The sequence below is a fragment of the Bradyrhizobium sp. ERR14 genome, assembly GCF_014198235.1.
Classification (GTDB): Bacteria; Pseudomonadota; Alphaproteobacteria; order Rhizobiales; family Xanthobacteraceae; genus Bradyrhizobium.
This window is the reverse complement of the sequence record NZ_JACIHD010000001.1, coordinates 261573-282428: the sequence shown is the minus strand read 5'-3', so window position 1 is coordinate 282428 and position 20856 is coordinate 261573. Positions and strand designations below refer to the sequence as shown.

Here is a 20856-nt window from a genome sequence, read left to right as displayed (position 1 = left end):
TCTTCGATGCTGTTTTCCCGCAGGCTCATGCTCGGCCTTGCCATGGCAGGCTCCATGGCAAGTGCCCTCGCCCTTCCGGCGCTCGCCGGCGAAGGCCCGACCGAGATCGATCTGTTTTTCCCCGTCCCCGTCGACGGCAAGCTCGCCCGCGACATGGGCACCTTGATCAAGGAGTTCAACGAGACCCATCCGGACGTCAAGGCGACCGCGGTCTACACCGGCTCCTATGACGACACGCTGATCAAGACGCGCGCCGCAATCAAGGCCGGCAAGCCGCCGTCCTCCGTGATCATGTCGGCGAACTTCCTGCTCGACATGCAGATCGAGAACGAGCTCACCAATCTCGATGCCCTGATCAAGGCCGACGGCACCACCAAGGAGCAGTTCCTCGGCCAGTTCTTCCCGGCGCTGCAGGGCAACGCGGTGATCAACCGCTCGGTCTACGGCGTGCCCTTCCATAATTCGACGCCGCTGCTCTACATCAACGCCGACAAGGCCAAGGAAGCCGGCCTCGATCCGAGCAAGCCGCCGCAGACCTGGGCCGAGCTCACCGACTGGGCCAAGAAGCTCACCAAGCGCGAGGGCGACAAGGTGACCCAATGGGGCATCGCGATCCCCTGCGCCTACGACTATTGCGGCTGGATGATGGAAACGCTCACCATGAGCAATGGCGGGCGCTACTACAACGAGGAGTTCGGCGGCGAGGTCTATTACGACACGCCTTCGATGCTCGGCGCACTGAGCTGGTGGAATGACCTCGTCTACAAGCACAAGGTCCACGCCCCCGGCGCCACGCCTGGCCCTGCCGTCAGCACTTCCTTCATCTCCGGCAACGCCGCGATGATGATGCTGTCGACGGGCTCGCTCACTTACGTGCGCGACAACGCCAAGTTCGCCTACAAGGTCGCCTTCATCCCGCGCAACGTCCGCAACGCCGTGCCGATCGGCGGCGCCTCGCTGATCGTTCCGGCCGGCCTCGAGGCCGACAAGCAGAAGGCTGCATGGACGCTGATCAAGTGGATGACCTCGCCCGAGAAGAGCGGCTGGTGGAGCCGCGCCACCGGCTATTTCGCGCCGAACATGGCCGCCTACAAAACGCCCGAGATGGTCGACTTCCTCAACAAGAACCCCGACGCCAAGACTGCAGTCGAGCAACTCGACGTCGCAAAGCCCTGGTTCGCGACCTACAAGACCGTGCCGGTGCGCAAGAACCTCGAGGACGAGGTGATGCTGGTCCTCAACGGCAAGAAGCAGCCGAAGGAAGCCCTGGTCGCCGCGCAGAAGGCCGCGGATGAGACGCTGAAGCCGTACAATGCAGAGACGTCGCTGAAGCTGCCGTAAGAACGGTTGCAAACGGCCCTCGGCGCTCCGCCATATGGGGCGCCGGAAGGACTGTGCGCTAGCAATCGAACGATGCCGGCCGCGCAGAGTGTAGTGGCGGCCAAGCATCTGCTGGACAGCAGCAGGCGATGACGTCGTCAGCATAGGTTAGCTCAGTACCGCAGTGATACCGTTATTGTGCGCGAGGTCGTCGGTGTACGCGATGATAGCGTCAAACTCGCCTAAACGCCGCGCGACATCTGGAACGGATGCCGGCTCGCCCTGTTGTTCTGTGGACGAGGTCGCGAGTTAGGTCATCGATTTCGGCCTTCGCGGACATCCTTATCTCTGCCTTCAGAACTTGAAATAGATCGGTTTCCGGACAGGCCAGCGATTTGGATCGCAGCGAGGCAACATACGCATCTAGGTAGCCGATCTGGCTTTGACGAAGGCGAAGGAATCCTCACCGTTGCAACTGACTCTGGCGCCTAGCAACTCTATAGGCGGCCTGTTCTAGGCGCCTCGCCCTCGACCAGCACCCGCGCAATGCTGATTTCGACTATATGGACTTGTCTTCAGAGGTGAGGTGCGTCGGACGCGCTTATGCATCTCCGCCTGCTTCTTCGCCGACCTAACATGCGACACTTTGGCGTGGTGCAATTTTGACGTCACACAACCTTTGGTATTGACTCGCTCAAAAGTTGTTGGCCTCCTATGACCATTTTCAACAGAGGAGGTATTTTGTGATTAGGCTCTTCGCCATTTTTCTCGCTGCTGCGGCCTTCGCAACATCAGCTCGCGCGGAAGATCAGATTGCAGCACAACAAGCGCCCACAACTAAGGCGTTGCCGGAATTTCTGAAAGAATTCGGCTTCGATGTTCGCCAGCAGCGGCAAGACAACCAAACATTTTATGTGATCGGCAAAGCGGCAATGCCATCGCAGATCGTAACAGAGGTGCTAGCAACCCCGCTCCGAGATTTGCTCACGGTAACTGGCAATAGATCGGTCACAGAACCCATCCTTCGCTTCAACGAAGTCGTCTTTAATCCTAAGGGTGTACTCACCTGGAGTATACCGGACCGGAGCAACGACGGAAACTACGTGGTGCTAGCGGCCAAGAAGCTTGTTCTCAATACACCAGCACAGCTCTCTGAGCTTGCACGCTTGGTCGTAAACCCTCATCTTTCGTCTGCGGACCTAAAAGGGTCCGACAGCCGTCCCGGTCCGCAAGGCTGGACTTCTGGGACCGACGATGGAGCCAACGGCGGCCGAGGAGGAAATGGTCCTACCGGAGGTAACGGGGGAGCGTATACCTTTCCCGCGATCTATATCGTTTTCCAAAGCTTGGAGATCAACACGGCCAACCCAGCCATTACCTCGGCCCTCCGAATTGAATCAGTAGGTCTAGCGGGCGGTGCCGGCGGTCGAGGCGGAGACGGGGGACCGGGAGGCCCGGGCAGTCGCGGTACGCCGGGAGATCGAAATTGCCCGCTGCCGGGCGTTTGCTATTGCACTGCTGGACCTGGAAATGGCGGCAACGGCGGAGATGGCGGTTCGGGAGGTAAAGGCGGAGACAGCGGAAGAGGCGGCGCAGGTGGATCGATTTTCTTTCTTGGGCCACTAGCTGAGCTGAACAAGACGCCTAGGATCGAGATATCCCAAACTGGGGGCAAGAGTGGTGCAGTTGGAATGCCGGGCTCTCCGGGAGGCGGCGGGCCAGGTGGAGGCGGCGGCTCGAAGCCTTTCGAGTGCGTGAACGGAGGTGGATCAGGCTCAGGTGGGTCAGCCGGATCGCCTCCTAATCTGGGGCCAGGATTGAAAAAGCCTGATGGACTCGACGGCGCAGCTTTCAAGTCCGAGCGAGACAATTCCGATCTTTTCTAAAATCCCTAGCTGCACCGGTCTCGGTAATCGGTGCAGCTCCGAATCGGGCACCACGGTCACGCGCGGCATTGCCGGTTTACTCTTGAGCATTGCGGATGGCCGCGTTTTCTCGGCGGGACATACTCTGTCGACGAGCCCCGGCGCATCCATCTCGTCCTTGATCGGCACAGCCGCGGCGACGGTTTCGACGGCGGCAGATCGACCAAGTCGGGCGCGATCGTCGACTACGCCGCCGAATTCATTAGATGACGCTGATGCATCGCTCCAGCATATGGGAGCAGCCGAGTTGCCGGGTTTGTTGGCGCCCAGTTTCACTGTTTATCCTTGGTCCCAAAGAGGGCGAGGTTGTTCAATTGCTCCAGTACCAGTTTTGTCGGAGCAACCTTCGGGCAGATAGAAGGCGAACATGCGGCCGCGCAGTTCAACAGTCGAGCCACCGTTCACCTGCCACGTTAACCCGCCGTCCACCATCCAGCCCGCCCCGGCCGCCGGTAACCATCGCAATTAACAGACCCTCAACGCACCCCCGACAAATCTATCAATGTTTCTGGAGATTTCGCCGTGGATCTGTTGGTTTTCGAGTTCCTGGGGCTGGCGCTGGTCGCCATGTGCGTGGTCGTGGTGGCGTTGCCCTGCGCCCGCAAATCCTCGCACCGGGTCCGCTACGAATAGGAATTTCGTCGGAAAAAGCGATTTCCGTTCAAATACAAGGCTCGAATTCGCATCGAGCCCCTTGACATCACAGCGCTTTCGGCAGAACGGCTGATATCAAGTGTCATGGGCCGTTCATGGATTTGATTACCACCACCGCTGACCTCGCGGCTGCCTGCAGCCGGCTGGCCAAGCACCCCGTCATTACCGTCGATACCGAGTTCCTGCGCGAGACCACCTACTACCCGCTGCTATGCGTGGTGCAGATGGCCAGCGCCGAGGAAGCCGTCGTCGTCGATACCCTGGCCGAGGGGATCGACCTCAAGCCGTTCTTCGAGCTGATGGCCAATGAGAGCGTGCTGAAGGTCTTCCACGCCGCCCGTCAGGACATCGAGATCATCTGGCACCAGGCCAACATCATCCCGCATCCGGTGTTCGACACCCAGGTTGCTGCGATGGTGCTCGGATACGGCGACAGCATCGCCTACGACGCGCTGGTCGAGAAAGTCACCGGCCACCGCCCGGACAAGACCCACCGCTTCACCGACTGGTCGCGCCGGCCGCTGACCAAGGAGCAGATGCACTACGCCGTGTCCGACGTCACGCATTTGCGCGACGTGTTCGCAGCGCTCGATGCCGACCTCAAGAAGCGCCGCCGCAGCGAATGGGTCTCCATCGAGATGGAGGTCCTGACCTCCCCCCGGACCTACGACTTCCACCCCGAGCGGGCCTGGGAGCGGCTCAAGACGCGCGTGCGCAAGCCGAAGGATCTCGCGGTCCTGATGGAGGTCGCCGCCTGGCGCGAGCAGGAGGCGCAGAGCCGCGACGTGCCGCGCGGCCGCGTGCTGCGCGACGAGGCCATCAGCGATATCGCGACCCACGCGCCGAACACTCTGGAAAAGCTCGCCCATCTGCGCTCGGTGCCGAAGGGTTTTGAGAAATCCAAATGGGGCGCGGACATCGTCGCCGCGGTCGAGCGCGGGCTGGCGCGGGATTTTTCGACGCTCCCGAAGCTGGAGAAGCCGCGCAACAACAACAACGGCGCCGCCATCGTCGAGCTCTTGAAGGTGTTGCTGCGCATGACCGCCGAGAAGCATGCGGTCGCCAGCAAGGTGATCGCGACCGTCGACGATCTCGAGGAGATCGCGGCCGACGACGAAGCCGACGTGCCGGCACTGCGCGGCTGGCGTCGCGAGCTGTTCGGCGACGCTGCCTTGAAGCTCAAGCGCGGCGAGCTGGCACTGGCGGTCGAGAAAGGCCGCGTGATCGGGGTTCAGCGGGCGTAATGTTCAGCTGAGCGGATCAACTGTTAGCTCGTCATCCTGAGGTGCGAGGCGGGCGGTGCAACGCACCGCACGAAGGATGAACGCCCGCGCAGTAGCAGCCGGGCCGTCGCCCTTCGAGGCTCGCCAAAGAGGCGAGCACCTCCAGCGACAACGGCTACGCCGTTGCGCAGGGGTGACGGTGATAGAGTTGGGCCCAGCAGTTACGCCGGCGTCAGCTTGGCCACTTCCGCCTTCATGTCGTTCAACACGCCGGAGATCGCGTCCACCAGCCCGTCGATGTCCGCCTTGGTGACGATCAGCGGCGGGCAGATGGCGATGGCGTCCAGCATGTTGCGCGAGATCACGCCGCGCTCCTGGAGCATGCGGCTGGCGATGCCGCCGACGGCGCCCGGCGTCGCCGCTGCGGTCTTGCGGCCCTTGTCGAGCACGAGCTCGATCGCCGCGATCATGCCGACGCCGCGAACCTCGCCGACCAGCGGATGGCTGGTGAGCTCGCGCAGTCTGCCCTGCATGTAAGCGCCGAGCTCGGCGGCATGTGCGACCAGGCCGCGCTCCTCGATGATCTTGAGGTTTTCCAGCGCAACCGCCGAACCGACCGGATGACCGCCCGCAGTGAAGCCGTGGCCGAGCACGCCGATCTTGTTGCTCTCGTCCGCGATCGGCTCGAACATGCGGTCGTTCATGATGATCGCCGAGAACGGGAAATAGCTCGAGGTGATCTGCTTGGAGACCACGAGCACGTCGGGCTTGATGCCGTAGGTCTCGCAGCCGAACATCTTGCCGGTGCGGCCGAAGCCGCAGATCACTTCGTCGGCGACCAGCAGGATGTCGTACTTGTTCAGGACCGCCTGGATCTTGTCCCAATAGGTCGCCGGCGGCACGATGACGCCGCCCGCGCCCATCACCGGCTCGCCGAAGAACGCCGCGATCGTATCGGGCCCTTCCTTCTGGATCAGCGCGTCGAGCTCCTCGGCCCGGCGCGTCGCAAAGGCTTCCTCGCTCTCGCCGGGCGCGCCGTCCTTGTAGAAATGCGGCGAGCCCGTGTGCAGGATGTTCGGCAGCGGCAGGTCGAACGAGCGGTGGTTGTTCGGCAGGCCGGTGAGGCTCGCCGAGGCAATGGTGACGCCGTGATAGGCGCGCATCCGGCTGATCACCTTCTTGCGCTGCGGCTGACCGAGCGCGTTGGAGCGATAGGCGATCAGCTTGAGGACGGTGTCGTTGGCTTCCGAGCCGGAATTGGTGAAGAACACCTTGCTCATCGGCACAGGCGCGAGCGCGACCAGCTTCTCGGCGAGGTCGATCGAGGGCCCGTGCGATTTGGCGGAGAACGTGTGATAGAACGGCAGCGCCTGCATCTGCTTGTGCGCGGCCTCGACCAGCCGCTTCTCGTTGAAGCCCAGCCCAACGCTCCACAGGCCGGCCATCGCCTCGAAATAGCGCTTGCCCGACGCATCGAAGACGTAAGGACCCTCGCCGCGCTCGATCACCAGGGGACCTGCCTGCTGATGGGTGCGCGCGTTGGTGTAGGGATGGAGCTGATAGGCTACATCCCGGGCCTCTTGCGAATTGGGCAGCATGGACATTTGCGGAGATCCTTGAAAGCGTCACGTCGCAGGCATAGCCGGCGTCATCACTCGATGATCAAGTACCTTGGCTATTGCGACAGCGCAGAACTTGCAACGCCAATTCGTCGGCAGCAAGCGCTCAGCAGCGATGCACAAAAATGCACGCGACAAGGCTGCACGTGACATTGCCGCACGTGACAAATCCGCTCATGACGAAGCAACATGTGGAGCATCTCTCATGCCGCGTCGTCGTCATGCCCGTCGTCAGTGCCGGCAGCGGCCTCCCTCACCTCCACCAGCGCCATCGAGAGCAGATAGACCGTCGTCGGCAAACCAAGCCCGCGCGCCCTCTCGGCCGCACGCGACAGATCGCTCGCCAGCTCCTTGAGCTCGTCTCCCCGTGACAATCTCTCACCCCATCCGCCGGCCGCGGCCGCCTACACCGCAACGGCGCCGCTGGTTCTGATCAGTTCGGCGCTGGACTGGATTGTAGCAAAATTCCCGATGACATTCACTACCGCATGCTTATAGGCGGCGGAATCGCCCGTACCCGGCTGCCGGCAAGCCACGGCGTCAGCGACGACCTGGTAGCGATGGCTGCGGTGAAACCCTTCGGCTGCGGTGGCCAGGATGGTCTCGTCCAGGGAAAAACCGATCAGAATGCAGCGCACGGTCCGGATATTGGACATGTAGTCCACAAACCGCGACGAGCTGTAGGCCGACGGCAGCGGATGGTCGAACGTCATCTCTCCCGGCCGCGGCTTGGTCTCCGCGATCCAATCGGTCAGCCTCGATGCCGGATTGAACCACGCCGCCTGCGCGATGCGCTTCAGATGCATCACCGGCCAGAGATTGCCCCGCCACAAGGTCAGCAGTTCCAGGCAGCGCGTCGTGACGGCGTCGCCGTCGAGGACGACGTGGCGGCGCCCAGGGGTCAGATACTCGACCTGGAGATCCGCGCAAATCAGGATCGGCGGATCATCGTGGATGGAAGCCAGCATTGTCTTGCGCAGAGCTGCACCAGTTTCAACGGTCGGCGAGCGCGAGATCCCGCAGCGGTGAAGTCACCGCCCGCCCCGCCGAGGCGTCGAGCACGCCCGGCCGGTCCCAATCGCCTTCGGGGCGGATGATCACGTAGGGATCGCTGTCCAGCGTGATCGCGTCGGGGCCCGGCTCGATCTCCAGCAGCATTTCCGTGTAGGAAAAATCCGAGAATGTGATCTTGCGATTGTGGCCGAGCGGCTTGGCGCCGAAATGGGCCCAGAAATCGACCAGCCTGTCCTGTGCCTGGCCGTAGATCTTGCGAAAGCCCTTGCGCTTCACATAGTCGACGCTGGCCTGCACCAGCTTGAACGAGACGCGCGAGCGCCGGTATTGGTGACGGACCGCGAGCCGCTCCACCTTGGCGAAATCGCCGAAGAAGCGCACCCGCAGGCAGCCTGCGGGCTCGTTGCCGACGAAGCCGATGAAATGGGCCGCGACCATGTCGTTGCCGTCGAACTCCTCCTCGAACGGACAATCCTGCTCGGCGAGATAGACCGCCGAGCGAATGGCGGTGACCAGCATGAGATCGCTTGGATCGCGCGCAAGGCGGATGGTGATGGCGCGGGAACAGGGCTGGGCGACAGGGATCCTAGTACCGTGCATCTGCAAAACTCCTTGCTTGGATGATCGCGCCCGGCATGCGCAGCGGCTGGCGATGCCAGGGCCGCTCGTAGCACCAGAGGTCGGGCTGGAAGCTCGGGACCGGCGCAAAGCCGGTCGCCTTCATGATGTCGCGTCCGGCCACCGTTGACGGCTGCGCATAGCAATCGGCGCTGCGGAACCTTAGCTGTCGTAGATGTGCTGCAGCCTTGCCGAGACCGGCGATACCGCGTCCCGTCGCCGCGATCGCCCAGATGTAGATGGCAGCGACCTCTTCGTTCGCGGAAGCGAGATAGCGCGTCTCGGGCGCGGTGAGGCAGATCTCGTCGAGCAGCAGCGCATCGTGCCCGCGGTCATTGAGAAACAGGAAGGCCATGCCGCCGACGAGATCGCCCTTCCGGCTGAACGTCAGGATGCTCTGGGGATCGAACGTGAAGTAATGCGCAAGCTCGGCTGTCCCGATCCGCACGCCCGGCACCAGCCGGTGCGCCATCTGCGAAAGCGGCGCAATTTCGGACAATTGCGCGCAGCGGACATCCACATCCGGGCTCAGCGGCAAGGCGTCGAAATCATGCCTTGCGGCAAACGAGCCCCTTTCCATACCCATGTCACGCCTCTATCGTTCGAGACTTTCGTGCCCCGCTACGCCGACGAGCTTAGCGGCTGGGGATCAGGAGTATGCAGCAGTTATTGCACCGGGGTGCTGCGATGACGCAGCACCGTGAAGAAGTCCTGGGCGCGTCCTGGGACGATTTGAAACTGTTTTTAGCGTGCGCAAAGTATAAAAGTTTTCGCAATGCCGCCGAGGAGCTCGGGCTCACCTCGACCACGCTGATGCGCCGCGTCGACCGGCTCGAAGAGAGCATCGGCTGCAAGCTGTTCCTGCGCGACCAGAGCGGGCTCACGCTCAGCGATGAAGGCACCGCGATGATCGCCGACGTTGCACATATGGAGCGTCATGCCTTCAACGTCTTCCGGCGCGCCGCGCGGTCGTCGAACGACACCTCAGGCACCGTGCGCGTCGCGGTGACGGAAGGCCCGGGCAATTTCTGGATCCTGCCGCGACTGATCGACTTCCAGAAGACCTACCGCAGGATCACCGTCGATCTGCGCTGCGCGATGGAGCAGGCCGACGTCGCACGGCTTGAATCGGACATCGCGATCCAGCTCGAACCACCGACCAATCCGGATCTGATCGTCGCCAAGCTAGGCCGTCTGCACATCTATCCCTTCGTCTCCAAGGAGTACGAAAACCTCTACGGCGTGCCGGCGACCCTAGCCGACCTGAAGAACCACCGCATCATCAAGCAGAGCGCGCCGCAGGTCGACGACGGCGCCTACGCGCGCGTGCTCGGACTGAAGTCGCTCGAGGGCATCGTTGGGATCAAGACCAATTCCTCGGTCGGCGTGCTCTATGCAGTCGAGCGCGGCGCCGGCATCGGCTTCCTGCCGACGGTCTCGACCGCGCTCGGCGCGCCGCTGATCGCCGTCGATCTCGGCGTCAGCCACCACGCCGATCTCTGGCTCACCTATCACCGGGAATTCCGCACCTCCGAGCGCCACAAGATCGTGGTCGACTGGCTGAAGAAGATCTTCGATCCCAAGACCTATCCCTGCTTCCGCGACGAGTTCATCCATCCGAACGCGCTGGTGCCGATGATGACGGCGGCGCGCGAGGGTTTTGGATTGACGGGATACGTCGCGGCGACGCCGACCTAAAGCATGATCCGGAAAAGTGCGCAGCGGTTTTCCGAAAAGATCATGCTCAAACAACAACCTAAAGCGCGATGGCGATTCATCCTAATCGCATCGCGCTTTAGGAGGCTGCGCCTACCAGCGATATTCGAAGCCGACCGTGCCCTGGTGCGAGGTCAGCTCGTTGCGGAACTTGCCGTCGTAATTGACATAAAGCCGCGCCACGCTGGTCAAGCTGAGCGAAGCCGAGGCACCGGCATCCACGCCGTAACGGCTCTCGCCGATGCCGGGAACGACGATGTTCTGAGCGCCGAGGCTGACCTCGACTGAGCCCAGATCCTGGTGGAAATTGTCGACGAACTTGCCGTAGCCGGACAGGTCCAGGATCTTCTGGTCGATGATGAAGTAGCGGCCGATCTCGGCCCCGATCATGATGCGTGCGCGTGAGAGCGCCGTCGAGCCGACCTTGAGCGGATCGAGGCCGCCGGCCTCCTGGAACGCCGCACTGGTGGCGCGCACATATTCCAGTGCGCCTTTGGGCACGATGCGCATCTGGTCCTTGGTCCAGTGATAGCTGATCTCGGTCAGCGCGCCGTCGACCGCGGCGCGATAGCCCGCGGTCGCAAGGCCAAGGCCGGTGTCGCGGCTGGAACGGACCTTGCCGAAACCGTGCACCACGGCAAAAGCCCACGTCCATGGCCCCTTGTCGACCGAGCCGTTGAAGCCGATTTGCGTCAGGTCGAGCGTGGCCGATTGCAGCGCCAGCGGCACGTCGATGTCGGTATGGCTCTGGTCGACGGAAAAGCCGAGATTGACGCCCGGGGCCACGCGCGCGCCGAAGCCGGCGACGCCGCCAACCGTCTTGCGCCGGTCGCCGACGAAGTCGCCTTGCGCATCGGTCCGGACCGAGATGCCGTAGCCCTCGAACCAGGTGCGGTAGCGCGGATCTTCAGTGCTGGCGGACGCGCCGCCGCCGCCGGGATTGGTGCGGAATGTCCGGTTGAAACCGTTCGACGCCTGGTTGCCGAGCCGCTCCAGGAAGTTCGAGCCGAGATCGAGCGCAGCGTTGCCGGCCGACGGGGACGGGATCGGGGTGGGTGACGGCGTGGGCGTCGGTGTCGGTGTCGGGGTCGGCGTAGGCGTCGGGCTTTGCGCGAAGACCGGCGACGTGGCCGACATCATCACGACGATCGCAAACGCCGCCGCGATCGCTGCCGCGACCCTGCGGACGCGGTCCAGCCCGATCGTCTGCCGTGTCCCGGACGGCTGCGATGTGCAGCACATGACGACAAATCCCGAAGCAAATGGCGGCGCGCAAAAATGCAACACGCGCGGCGCACGCATGTCGCGATTTGTGCCGAACTGCCACGGAGGGTCAACCGCTTAGCCCGCGGTCACCGAGGCTATTGCCCTCGATTGTGGTTCCGCGGCCACAGGTCGGAAATTGGAGAACGGCACAATCCGTCTGCCCTTGAAATTTAACCGCAGCTTGCTAACGGGCGATTTTCATGTTGCAATGTTGGACACAATCGGAATTGGCCGCTCTGCTGTGCGTTTCGCGACATTGAGATTCAAGACTCGAACAGACTCCCGGAAGCCCGTTTGTGGCGTGGCACGCGAAAAGCGGCCGCGTCTTTTTTATATCTAGTGGAGGAGACTGAGGATGCCGCAAAAGGGCACCGTCAAATGGTTCAACCCGACCAAGGGCTATGGGTTCATCAAGCCGAACGGCAGCGACAAGGACGTGTTCGTCCACATCTCCGCCGTCGAGCGTGCCGGACTTTCGACCCTCAACGAGAACCAGGTGGTTGAATACGACCTCGTGGAGAACCGCGGCAAGGCATCCGCGGAGAACCTCAAGGTCTCCTGAATTCTCTCAAGGCTACACGCGAGAGACCATGACGTTGCCCCCGGCTCTGCCGGGGGATTTTGTTTTGGGCTCCCTGCTTATCCATTGGACCTTCCGACAATTTCCGGTTATATTACCGGAAATTGCGGAGCATGACGTGGCAACAAAGTCCCAGCGAAAGGCAACCCGGACCCATCGGCGCCGCGCTGCGGCGCGGGGTCTGGTTAGGGTCGAAGTCCAAGCTGCTAAGAAAGACGCGGGCCTCATACGTGCATTGGCCGAAACCCTGCGCGACGAACCGGAGCGAGCCGCAGCACTTCGATCAACGCTTGCTAGCGCCCTCCAAAATCCCGGCGTCAAGACAGCCTTCGACGTCTTCGGCTCCGAGCTTCCCGATGAAGCATTCGACGGTGTCTTCGATCGGCCAAGGCGCGACGGCTGGCGAGAGCTTGACTTGTGAGGTTTCTGGTCGATACCAACGTCATCTCCGAAATACGCAAGCGCGAGCGCGCCGACCCAAATGTCATTCGTTGGGTTAATCAGACGCCAGCGGGGGAGATCGGTACCAGTGTCTTAGTTCTGGCTGAAATTCGCCGGGGCATCGAGCTGAAAAGGCGAAATGATCCTCTCCAGGCGAAATCCCTCGACCGATGGTTCTCTCAGATGAGAACCCGACTCGCTGATCGGGTTCTACCCATCGATGAGACCATCGCCGAGACTTGGGCCCTCCTTGGAATTCCCAATCCACTGCCGCTTATTGACAGCCTGCTCGCCGCCACTGCCAAGGTCCACGGCCTGACACTGGTGACGCGCAACATTGCCGACATTGAATCGACCGGCGTAGCGACGCTCGATCCGTTCGCCGCGCCGTGAGCGATAGACCGAAGATCCAACCGTCGGAATATTACGCGGTCGCTAATGACGCCAAATGGCGCGAACTGTGGAAGGCCGTGCTCGATCTTCCCCCGCCCTGTCGACCTCGATTCCGCTGCCGAAACCTGGAAACCGGAAACCTGAGCCATTGGGATGGTGAATGGTTCTATCACTGGATGAGCGCAGGATGGAATTGGATGGAATGGGCTGAACTGTCCGTCGAAACGACGCCTCAGCGCGAGCGTGTCCGCGCGATCCTGAAACGGATCCGGTTTGTCGGAGAGAAGACCACTGCGGGTTTTCGCATCTACGGATATGTCCGCAATGGCGAGGCGGCAGACTATATCGAGTAAGCCGGATCGACTCAGCTCACCACCGGCGCAACCAGAAAATTCTCCGACGCGGAGCTTCCGTCCGTCTTGCACACATCGCCCTCGATCCGGACCTTGCCGGTCGCGAGCAGCCGCAGCGCTTCGGGATAGATGCGGTGCTCGACTTCGAGGATGCGCTCCGACAGCGTATCCCCCGTGTCGTGATCGCTGACGGGAACCGCGCCCTGCATCACGATCGGACCGGCATCGGTCTCGGGGATGACGAAGTGCACCGTCGCGCCCGATAGCTTGACGCCGGCGCGCAAGGCCTGGCCGTGCGGGTCGAGGCCGGGGAAGGACGGCAGCAGCGAGGGATGGATGTTGAGCATCCGCCCGTACCAGGCCCTGGTGAACTCGGCCGTGAACAGGCGCATGAAGCCGCCGAGGCAAATCAGCTCGATCCCATGCTGGTCGAGCGCCGCCTGCAGCACCTTTTCGAAGCCGGCGCGGTCCTTGCCGAACGGCTTGCTCTCGATCACCAGCGTGTTCACGCCGGCCGCCTTGGCCCGCTCGAGCCCGAGCGCATCGGCTTTGTTCGAAATGACGAGCGAGATCTCCGCCGGGAAATCCGCAGCAGTGGCGGCCCTGATCAGCGCGGACATGTTGGAGCCGCGGCCGGAGATCAGGATGGCGACGCGGCGCTTCATCACAGCGCCGGTCATCACAGCGCCATGTCGAGATGGCCGTTATAGACGACGCGGTGCTCGCCCTCGGCCGGGATCACGGTGCCGAGCTGCGCCACGGTCTCGCCGGCGTCGGTGAAGACCTGCACGACCTCGTCGACCTTGTCGGGCTCGACGATCGCGATCATGCCGATGCCGCAGTTGAAGGTGCGCAGCATCTCCAGCTCCGCGATGCCGGCCTGCGCCGCCAGCCATTTGAACACCGGCAGCACCGGCAGGCGCGCCAGATCGATGCCGACGCCGAGGTTGCTCGGCAGCACGCGCGGAATGTTGTCGGTGAAGCCGCCGCCGGTGATGTGGGCAAGGCCCTTCACCGCGCCGGTCTCGCGGATCGCGCGCAGGCAGGATTTGACGTAGAGCTTCGTCGGCGTCAGCAGCGCGCCGCCAAGGGTCATGACCGGGGCGAACGGCGCCGGCGCCTCGAAGCCGAGGCCCGATTGTTCCACGATCTTGCGCACCAGCGAGAAGCCGTTCGAATGCACCCCCGATGAGGCGAGGCCAATGACGGCGTCGCCGGCCGCGATGTCCTTGCGCGGCAGCAACGTCCCTCGCTCCGCGGCACCGACGGCAAACCCGCCGAGGTCGTAATCGCCGTCCTTGTAGAGGCCGGGCATCTCGGCGGTCTCGCCGCCGATCAGGGCGCAGCCGGATTCGCGGCAGCCCTCCGCGACGCCCGCGACGATCGAGGCCGTTGCCTCCGGATCGAGCTTGCCGCAAGCGAAATAATCCAGGAAGAACAGCGGCTCGGCGCCCTGCACCACGAGGTCGTTGACGCTCATGGCGACGAGGTCGATGCCGATCCCGCCATGCAGGCCGGTCTCGATCGCGATCTTGACCTTGGTGCCGACGCCGTCGGTCGCCGCCACGAGGACCGGATCCTTGAAACCGGCCGCCTTGAGGTCGAATAGGCCGCCGAAACCGCCGATCTCGGCGTCGGCGCCCGGCCGTGCGGTGGCGCGCACCATCGGCTTGATCAGGTCGACCAGGCGGTTGCCCGCATCGATATCGACGCCTGAATCGGCGTAAGTGAGGCCGTTTTTGCGGTCGGTCATGCCCGATTTCCAGTGGGTTCGCGGCTGGTTACGTCGAATTCCGGGGACGCGCAATGGCTCGCATGGCGCACCGCCGTATACTATGTAGAGATATCAACCGGTTCAGCCTCCCGAGAGGCCGGATTCGAGGTCAGACCGGGTGCCGGGAAGCGCTTTCGTGAGTATTCCGAACATCATTACCCTGGGCCGCATCATGCTGGTCCCGATCATCGTCTGGGCCATCGTGTCGAGCCAAATGGAGGTCGCGTTCGCCGTCTTCCTGATCGCCGGTATCAGCGACGCCGTGGACGGCTTCCTGGCCAAGCGCTTCAACATGACGAGCGAGCTCGGCGCCCTGCTCGACCCGCTCGCGGACAAGGCGCTGCTCGTCTCGATCTACATGGCGCTCGGCATCTGGGGCGCAATTCCGCGCTGGATCGTGATCCTGGTGGTCTCGCGCGACATCATGATCGTCGCCGCCGTGATCGTGTCCTGGCTGTTCGACCGGCCCGTCGAGATGAAGCCGTCGAAAGTGTCCAAGCTCAATACGGTGGCACAAGTGGCGTTCGCGGCGCTCGTGCTGGCGGCGCTTGCCTTCGGCTTCAAGCCGGCCCCTTATGATATCATCCTGATGGGCCTCGTCACGGTCTTCACGCTCTCCTCCGTGTCGCTCTATCTGGTCGAATGGCTGCGGCACATGAGTACGATCGAGGCCAAATGAGAGGGGATGCGGCCCCGTAAAAGGCCAACTCCCGCTCGATACGTCCGATCTCTTCAAATGACGCCGGCGCGCCGGCATGGAGCAAAGCAAGCGTGCCAGGCCGCGTTCACCCCCGACAATTGGCGTTTTCGCTTCCGCATGCGGAGAGCCTCAGCCGGGACAATTTCCTCGAGGGACCGGCCAATGCAGCCGGCCTCGGCCTGATCGACAGCTGGCCGGAATGGCCGAACCGGATCATGTGGCTGGCCGGCCCGGAAGGAAGCGGCAAGAGCCATCTCGCCGCGATCTGGGCCGAGGAGGCCGGCGCCCGCTCCACCACGGCCAATGCGCTGACCGCTGCGGGCGTTCCGGGCACGCTCGCCACCGGTGCGCTGGTGGTCGAGGATCTCAAGGCCAGGGAATTTGACGAACGCGCCCTTTTCCACCTGATGAACCTCGCCCGCGAGGATGGCGCCTACATTCTGTTCACCGGACGCGAGGTGCCGGCCTCGCTGGAGATCGAGCTTCGCGACCTGCGCTCGCGTCTGCGCGCCGTTCCGGTGGTCGCGTTGCTGCCGCCCGACGACCAGCTCTTCCGCGGCCTGATCGTCAAATTCTGCGCCGACCGCCAGCTCACCGTGGACGAGAGCGTGGTCGGCTACCTCGCCACGCGCCTGGAGCGGTCCTCGGCCGCCGCCCGCCAAGCCGTGGAATTGCTCGACAGCGAAGCCCTGCGACTTGGCCGCCCGGTCACCCGGGCGCTGGCCGCCGAGCTGCTGCGGGACGCTTGATCGGTCGCGCGGCCGCGCCCAAGGCCTACGCGAGCCCGCTTGACGCGGCGAAGCGGCGGAACATCAATGTCATCGAGACGTCATCGCTCTAACACATGCTCCGGCCGGTTTTGCGCATAAGTCGCAAATTGGGGCGAACTGGATGGACCGACTTCTGATGGACTCTGCGCAAGCTATTGAAACTAAAGAAAAAGCCCCAGAGCCCGAGAGCCTGCCGGCGATCGCATCGAGTCCCGAGCGATTCATCAACCGCGAGCTTTCCTGGCTGCATTTCAACCGACGCGTCCTGGAGGAATCGGTCAATCCCAGCCATCCCATGCTGGAGCGGGTGCGATTCCTGTCGATTTCCGCAAATAACCTCGACGAGTTCTTCATGGTTCGCGTCGCCGGAATCAAGGCGCAGGTGCGCGAGGGCATTGCCGAACGCAGCCCCGACGGCCTGACGCCATCCGAGCAGCTCGCCCTGATCAACCGCACCGTCTCCGAACTCGCCTCCGACCAGCAGGCGATCTGGCGCGATTTGCGCGGCACTCTGGCCGATGTCGGCATCGTCCTGGTCGACGGCAAGGACGTCACCAAGGCGGAACGGACCTGGATCGAGGACTATTTCCTCAGCAACGTGTTTCCGCTGCTGACGCCGCTGGCGATCGACCCGGCCCACCCCTTCCCGTTCATCCCGAGCCTCGGCTTCACCATCGCGCTCCAGCTCACGCGCGCCGCCGACGGCAAGCAGATGAACGCGTTGATCCGCATGCCCGGCAAGATCGACCGCTTCATCCGCCTGCCGGCCGACGGCAAGGTGGTCCGGCTGATCTCGCTGGAGCAGGCGACCGCCCTGTTCATCAACCGCCTGTTCCCCGGCTACAATCTGCACGGCCAAGGCGCCTTCCGCATCATCCGCGACTCCGAGCTCGAAATCGAGGAAGAGGCCGAAGACCTCGTCCGCCTGTTCGAGACCGCGCTGAAGCGCCGCCGCCGCGGGTCGGTGATCCGGCTCGAGATCGATGCCAAGATGCCGGAGGAGCTGCGCAGCTTCGTGCAGCACGCGCTGTCGGCCGCCGACGACGAGGTGTTCCTGGTCGACGGCGTGCAGGCGATGAACGAGCTCTCGCAACTCACGCGCCTCGACCGGCCCGACCTCGAATTCACCCCTTACGTACCGCGCCATCCCGAGCGCGTACGTGAGCATGGCGGCGACATCTTCGCCGCGATCCGGCAGAAGGACCTCGTGGTCCATCACCCCTACGAATCCTTCGACGTGGTGGTGCAGTTCCTGCAGCAGGCGACGCGCGACCCCGATGTCGTCGCGATCAAGCAGACGCTCTACCGCACCTCCAACAACTCGCCGATCGTGCGCGCGCTGGCGGAAGCCGCCGAGGCCGGCAAATCCGTCACCGCGTTGATCGAGCTGAAGGCGCGCTTCGACGAGGAAGCCAACATCCGCTGGGCACGCGATCTCGAACGCGCCGGCGTGCAGGTTGTCTACGGCTTCCTCGAACTGAAGACGCACGCAAAACTCTCGATGGTGGTGCGTCGCGAGGGCGGCAGCCTCACGACTTACGTCCATACCGGCACCGGCAATTATCATCCGGTCACCGCGCGCATCTACACCGACCTCTCCTACTTCACCTCCGATCCGACCATCGGCCGCGATGCCGCGCGCGTGTTCAATTTCATCACCGGCTACGCCGCGCCGAGCGATCTGGAAAAAATGGCGGTGTCACCGCTGACCTTGCGCAAGCGCATCATCGAGCACATCCAGGGCGAGACCGCGCATGCGCGCCACGGCCGCCACGGCGCGGTCTGGATGAAGATGAATGCGCTGGTCGACCCCGACATCATCGACGCGCTCTACGAGGCCTCCCAGGCCGGCGTGCAGGTCGAGCTCGTGGTGCGCGGTATCTGTTGCCTGCGCCCCGGCATTCCCGGCCTGTCCGAGAACATCCGCGTCAAGTCGATCATCGGACGCTTCCTGGAACACGGCCGAATCTACTGCTTCGGCATGGGCCAGGGTCTGCCGAGCGCCAAAGCGGCTGTGTATATCTCCTCCGCCGACATGATGCCGCGCAACCTCGACCGCCGCGTCGAGGTGCTGTGTCCGCTGCAAAATCCCACGGTGCATCAGCAGGTTCTCGAACAGATCATGGTCGCGAATCTCAAGGACAATGAGCAGAGCTGGCAATTGTTGCCGGACGGGTCCTCAACGCGTATGAAGACCGCGAAGGGCGAAGAGCCTTTCAACGTCCACAACTACTTCATGACAAATCCGAGTCTGTCTGGCCGTGGAAAGTCGCTCAAGGAATCCTCGCCGCGTCGTCTTACGCGCCGGAACGAACGCCATCAATCCTGATCGGGGATGTTCGGCGTGAAGCGGCCGCGCAAGCGCGGCTCGAGCGTCGCGGTCATCGATATTGGTTCCAACTCGGTCCGTCTCGTCGTCTACGAGGGGCTGACACGGAGCCTCATTCCGATCTTCAACGAGAAGACGCTGTGCGGCCTCGGACGCGAGGTGCAGAGCACCGGCCTGCTCGCGCCCGACGCCGTCGACAAGGCGCTGACCTCGTTGAGGCGCTTTCGCGCGTTGTGCCGCGTGATGCAGGTTGGGCGCGTGTTCGCGATCGCGACCGCGGCCTGCCGCGATGCCTCCAACGGCCCCGACTTCATCGCGAAGGCCGAGCGCATTTGCGCGGTGAAGATCGAGATCCTGTCGGGTCCGCGCGAGGCGCGGCTGTCGGCGCTCGGCGTGATCTCCGGCATCCATCATCCCGACGGCATCGTCGGCGATCTCGGCGGCGGCTCGCTCGAACTGATCGACGTGCGCAGGAACAGCGTGCGTAGCGGCGTGACGCTGCCGCTCGGCGGGCTCGCGCTCCAGGACCTCGCGCACAAATCGCTCAAGCGCGCCGACCGCATCGTGCGCGAGGCGATCGACGAGGTGCCACAGCTCACCGCGGGCCGCGGCCGGACTTTCTATGCGGTCGGCGGCACCTGGCGTGCGCTGGCGCGCATCCACATCATCCAGAGCGGCTATCCGCTCCAGGTGATGCACGGCTATTCGCTGTCCGCGGCTGAAGCGCTCGACTTTTCGCGCCGTCTGCGTCGGCTTGCGGCCGCGGACATGCTCGCCGACATCGAGATCGTCGCCGATGCGCGGCGCCCGCTCCTCACCTATGCGGCGTTGGTGCTCGAGCACATCATCCGGGTGGCAAAGCCGAAGACGATCGTGTTCTCGACCTTCGGCGTGCGCGAGGGCCTTCTGCACGAGAAGCTGTCGGAACCGGAACGCAACAAGGACGGCCTGATCTGCGCCGCGGAAGAGCTGAACCAGCTGCTGTCGCGCTCGGCCAAGCACGCCCACGAGCTGATCGCCTGGACCGACCGCCTCGCGCGCGTGGTGAAGCTGCGCGAGACCGAGGAGGACCGCCGCTTGCGCCACACCGCGTGCCTGCTGTCCGATATCGGCTGGCGCGTGCATCCCGATCACCGCGGCGAGCAGACTCTGAGCCTCGTCGTCAACGGCAATTTCGGCGCGATCACCCACACCGAGCGCGCCTTCGTCGGCCTGTCGGTGTTCTATCGCTATGCGGGCCTGAGCGAGGAAAACCAGCCACCGGTTACCATGCAGGAGCTGCTGACGCCGGCGCAGCTCGAGCGCGCGCGCCTCTTGGGCGCTGCGTTCCGCGTCGCGCATCTGATCTCGGCGGCGCGCCCTGGCGTGCTGCCGGCCACGCATTTCCGCAGCCAGGGCCGCAAGCTGATGCTGGTGTTCGAGCATCGCCTCGGCGACCTCGTCGCCGACCGCGTCGGCAGCCGCTTCCGCGCACTCGCCCGCCTGGTCAGCCGCGCCGGCTCGATCGTGCGGCGCTAGCGCATGATCCGGAAAAGTGCGTAGCGGTTCTCCGAAAAGATCATGCTCTAACAATAAACTAAAGCGCAACGAGACAGGTGCAAGCGACAGGCATCTGCACCGACATCTACTTCGCGACGAATCGGCTGCCATTCCAGCGCAGCTTCCGGCTGGTTCCGTTGCGGTCGAGGAGCTCGACGAAGGCCTGGTTGTTGACGGATGATAGTCGGATGTCATAGGTGCGCACCGTGAGCACGCGGCGGTATCGGCCGGCCGTCGCGACATACACTTCGTGAAGACATCCCGCGGAATTGCAAAGAACGGCTCTGCTGCGGCATTGAAAATCGTCGAAGTGAAGGGCCACGAACTCGGCGCCTGGCACGGTCAGATAGAGCGCAAAATGTTGGGCGGCCGCTATCGAGCCCCCGCACGTAGCGTTCCATTTCTGCACGTCTGCGCGGATTTCGTCCGGGAGCATGTCAATGTGCGCGGGGCTCCAAGGATCCTGCGCCGTTCCACTGTGGGAAAGCGCGGGCTGCACGAGAGCAAGCGCCGCAATGACACTGCCCAGCAGTGTGCACAAGAGTCTGCTCAATTTCACGACTTTGCTCCTGCGTAGTTCAGAACAGCCTTGGCTGTTGCGCCCCGCGATAAGCAAACCACC

At 63.4% G+C, this 20856-nt stretch carries 20 protein-coding genes; 10 read left to right on the top strand and 10 right to left on the bottom strand.

Features of this window, described 5'->3' with window-relative positions:
• Positions 1-6: 6 nt before the first annotated feature.
• Complete coding sequence (locus tag GGD62_RS01375) at positions 7-1341, top strand: ABC transporter substrate-binding protein (RefSeq protein ID WP_183706862.1); 1335 nt, start codon at positions 7-9, stop codon at positions 1339-1341.
• 1763 nt (positions 1342-3104) lie between these two features.
• On the opposite strand, the gene GGD62_RS01370 is transcribed toward GGD62_RS01375, so the two are convergent.
• Positions 3105-3521: a hypothetical protein gene (locus GGD62_RS01370; protein ID WP_183256740.1), complete on the bottom strand. Its 417-nt coding sequence runs from the start codon at positions 3519-3521 to the stop codon at positions 3105-3107.
• Positions 3522-3994: 473 nt separating this feature from the next.
• Here GGD62_RS01370 and rnd point away from each other — a divergent pair, with 473 nt between their 5' ends.
• Entirely contained in the window at positions 3995-5143 is a 1149-nt protein-coding gene (gene rnd, locus GGD62_RS01365; RefSeq protein WP_183706861.1) for a ribonuclease D, read from the top strand.
• Between the two features lie 200 nt (positions 5144-5343).
• On the opposite strand, the gene GGD62_RS01360 is transcribed toward rnd, so the two are convergent.
• The 5 genes from GGD62_RS01360 to GGD62_RS01340 form a co-directional block, all read right to left on the bottom strand.
• A complete protein-coding gene (locus GGD62_RS01360; protein ID WP_183706860.1) occupies positions 5344-6726 on the bottom strand; it encodes an aspartate aminotransferase family protein in 1383 nt (460 codons plus the stop codon).
• Between the two features lie 218 nt (positions 6727-6944).
• Positions 6945-7115, bottom strand: a complete 171-nt coding sequence (locus GGD62_RS01355) for a hypothetical protein (protein WP_162832232.1) — start codon at positions 7113-7115, stop codon at positions 6945-6947.
• 30 nt (positions 7116-7145) lie between these two features.
• A complete protein-coding gene (locus GGD62_RS01350; protein WP_018317521.1) occupies positions 7146-7709 on the bottom strand; it encodes an isochorismatase family protein in 564 nt (187 codons plus the stop codon).
• A 25-nt stretch (positions 7710-7734) separates the two neighbouring features.
• Positions 7735-8355 (bottom strand): GNAT family N-acetyltransferase, encoded by a 621-nt coding sequence (locus tag GGD62_RS01345; protein ID WP_018317522.1) that lies wholly within the window; start codon positions 8353-8355, stop codon positions 7735-7737.
• Positions 8342-8959: a hypothetical protein gene (locus GGD62_RS01340; RefSeq protein ID WP_018317523.1), complete on the bottom strand. Its 618-nt coding sequence runs from the start codon at positions 8957-8959 to the stop codon at positions 8342-8344. Before GGD62_RS01340 ends, GGD62_RS01345 begins: the two co-directional genes overlap by 14 nt.
• Positions 8960-9030: 71 nt before the next feature.
• Here GGD62_RS01340 and GGD62_RS01335 point away from each other — a divergent pair, with 71 nt between their 5' ends.
• Positions 9031-10071: a LysR family transcriptional regulator gene (locus GGD62_RS01335; protein ID WP_179730686.1), complete on the top strand. Its 1041-nt coding sequence runs from the start codon at positions 9031-9033 to the stop codon at positions 10069-10071.
• A 111-nt stretch (positions 10072-10182) separates the two neighbouring features.
• Here GGD62_RS01335 and GGD62_RS01330 read toward each other — a convergent pair whose 3' ends face one another.
• Entirely contained in the window at positions 10183-11331 is a 1149-nt protein-coding gene (locus tag GGD62_RS01330; RefSeq protein WP_183706859.1) for an autotransporter outer membrane beta-barrel domain-containing protein, read from the bottom strand.
• 379 nt (positions 11332-11710) lie between these two features.
• Between GGD62_RS01330 and GGD62_RS01325 the strand changes: the two genes are divergently transcribed.
• The 3 genes from GGD62_RS01325 to GGD62_RS01315 all read left to right on the top strand — a co-directional run bounded on the left by GGD62_RS01325 (position 11711) and on the right by GGD62_RS01315 (position 13122).
• A complete protein-coding gene (locus GGD62_RS01325) occupies positions 11711-11917 on the top strand; it encodes a cold-shock protein (protein ID WP_007591938.1) in 207 nt (68 codons plus the stop codon).
• Positions 11918-12352: 435 nt separating this feature from the next.
• Complete coding sequence (locus tag GGD62_RS01320; protein WP_018317527.1) at positions 12353-12769, top strand: type II toxin-antitoxin system VapC family toxin; 417 nt, start codon at positions 12353-12355, stop codon at positions 12767-12769.
• Positions 12766-13122 carry a DUF6678 family protein gene (locus GGD62_RS01315; RefSeq protein ID WP_183706858.1) on the top strand — a complete coding sequence of 119 codons (357 nt, stop codon included), beginning with the start codon at positions 12766-12768 and terminating at the stop codon, positions 13120-13122. The genes GGD62_RS01320 and GGD62_RS01315 overlap by 4 nt, the downstream gene beginning before the upstream one ends.
• Positions 13123-13133: 11 nt before the next feature.
• Here GGD62_RS01315 and purN read toward each other — a convergent pair whose 3' ends face one another.
• On the bottom strand, positions 13134-13787 hold the full coding sequence (gene purN / locus GGD62_RS01310; RefSeq protein WP_177236945.1) for a phosphoribosylglycinamide formyltransferase: 654 nt from the start codon (positions 13785-13787) through the stop codon (positions 13134-13136).
• Between the two features lie 14 nt (positions 13788-13801).
• A complete protein-coding gene (gene purM / locus GGD62_RS01305) occupies positions 13802-14875 on the bottom strand; it encodes a phosphoribosylformylglycinamidine cyclo-ligase (RefSeq protein WP_183237155.1) in 1074 nt (357 codons plus the stop codon).
• A gap of 157 nt (positions 14876-15032) precedes the next feature.
• Here purM and GGD62_RS01300 point away from each other — a divergent pair, with 157 nt between their 5' ends.
• The 4 genes from GGD62_RS01300 (at position 15033) to ppx (ending at position 20213) form a co-directional block, all read left to right on the top strand.
• Positions 15033-15575, top strand: a complete 543-nt coding sequence (locus GGD62_RS01300; protein ID WP_025035876.1) for a CDP-alcohol phosphatidyltransferase family protein — start codon at positions 15033-15035, stop codon at positions 15573-15575.
• 92 nt (positions 15576-15667) lie between these two features.
• Positions 15668-16345 carry a DnaA ATPase domain-containing protein gene (locus tag GGD62_RS01295; protein ID WP_179730689.1) on the top strand — a complete coding sequence of 226 codons (678 nt, stop codon included), beginning with the start codon at positions 15668-15670 and terminating at the stop codon, positions 16343-16345.
• 157 nt (positions 16346-16502) lie between these two features.
• Entirely contained in the window at positions 16503-18695 is a 2193-nt protein-coding gene (locus tag GGD62_RS01290) for an RNA degradosome polyphosphate kinase (protein WP_183707565.1), read from the top strand.
• Between the two features lie 15 nt (positions 18696-18710).
• Positions 18711-20213 (top strand): exopolyphosphatase, encoded by a 1503-nt coding sequence (ppx, locus tag GGD62_RS01285; RefSeq protein WP_179730690.1) that lies wholly within the window; start codon positions 18711-18713, stop codon positions 20211-20213.
• 106 nt (positions 20214-20319) lie between these two features.
• On the opposite strand, the gene GGD62_RS01280 is transcribed toward ppx, so the two are convergent.
• The gene (locus GGD62_RS01280) at positions 20320-20793 is read right to left on the bottom strand and encodes a hypothetical protein (RefSeq protein ID WP_179730691.1); all 474 of its coding nucleotides are present in this window, start codon (positions 20791-20793) and stop codon (positions 20320-20322) included.
• Positions 20794-20856 lie beyond the last annotated feature (63 nt).